The sequence below is a fragment of the Paenibacillus xylanivorans genome, from assembly GCF_001280595.1.
In the GTDB taxonomy this organism is placed as follows: Bacteria; Bacillota; Bacilli; order Paenibacillales; family Paenibacillaceae; genus Paenibacillus; species Paenibacillus xylanivorans.
In genome coordinates, this window is the sequence record NZ_LITU01000034.1 from 1,096 (window position 1) to 1,595 (window position 500).

General features: G+C 47.6%; 1 protein-coding gene. It reads left to right on the forward strand.

Going from position 1 to position 500, the window contains the following annotated elements; all coding sequences use genetic code 11:
* Positions 1-500 (forward strand): fibronectin type III domain-containing protein (locus AMS66_RS33090; protein ID WP_407944519.1); only part of this gene is annotated, 500 nt, incomplete at both ends.

Sequence of the window (500 nt, forward strand, 5' to 3'; positions counted from 1 at the left end):
CGGATATGATCTGGAGATAGATGGCACCGTAGTATCCACAACTGCTACTGCCTACACGAAAAGTGGTTTTGCAGCCAACACAGATCACACCTTCCGCATCCGTTCTAAGAATGCCGCGGGAGTAGGAACATGGAGTGATTTAATCAGCGGAACCACGCAATTGAACACCCCAGTATTGAAAGCCACATCGGAAGAGACGGCTATTAATCTGACATGGGTAGAAATCGCTGACGCTACAAAATATGAAGTAGAGGCTGATGGTGTGGTTGTGGGGACAGTGAGCGAATCGTACACGCATAGCGGCTTGCTTGCAGGAACAGCACATAAATATCGTGTACGGGCTTTGACCTACACCAACACAAGTGCATGGACAGCCATTTTGACGCAAAGCACATTGCCTACCTCTGTTACTGGACTGACTATTACCTCCGTAACGAATGTAGCAATAGCTTTGAAATGGAATGCAGTAACTGGAGCAACGGGATATGACCTGGAGATTG